Annotated in this window: 1 rRNA gene; it reads right to left on the bottom strand. The window is 40.8% G+C overall.

Annotated features, from left to right (window positions below):
* Positions 1-359 precede the first annotated feature (359 nt).
* Positions 360-475 (bottom strand): 5S ribosomal RNA (gene rrf, locus K9V48_RS28585).
* Position 476 lies beyond the last annotated feature (1 nt).

Raw genomic sequence — 476 nt, 5'->3', positions numbered from 1 at the left:
TTGGCATTAGAAAGGATCAGTTTGTTTTTTGATTGATCCTTTCTAATGCCCTAGCAAACGCAGTGCGGTAGTTGTACTACGAAAAAAATATCAAATTTTAATGTCCACTTTCTTGACAGAAGTCCAACTTTAGGTGTTAATCTATCAACTTTGAGAGAAAATCTATCAATTTTTTAGATTTATCTATCATTCAGCAAATTTCGATATCCATTTCTGAAGTTAATCTTCCAAGATCAAAAATGCAAGCGCCTTGATCAGCTTATGACCTCGATGGGCTAGGCGCTGCAGCTGGATGCTGTGCACTTAGCGACTTTTAAACAACAAAAAAGACCAGTATCTCTACTGATCTTTTTTCATTTACCTGGCAACGTCCTACTCTCACAGGGGGAAACCCCCAACTACCATCGGCGCTGAAGAGCTTAACTTCCGTGTTCGGCATGGGAACGGGTGTGGCCTCTTCGCCATCATTACCAGAT

The sequence above is a fragment of the Metabacillus rhizolycopersici genome, assembly GCF_020075705.1.
The sequence above is the reverse complement of the archived record's forward strand: the minus strand, read 5'-3'. Positions and strand labels throughout refer to the sequence as shown.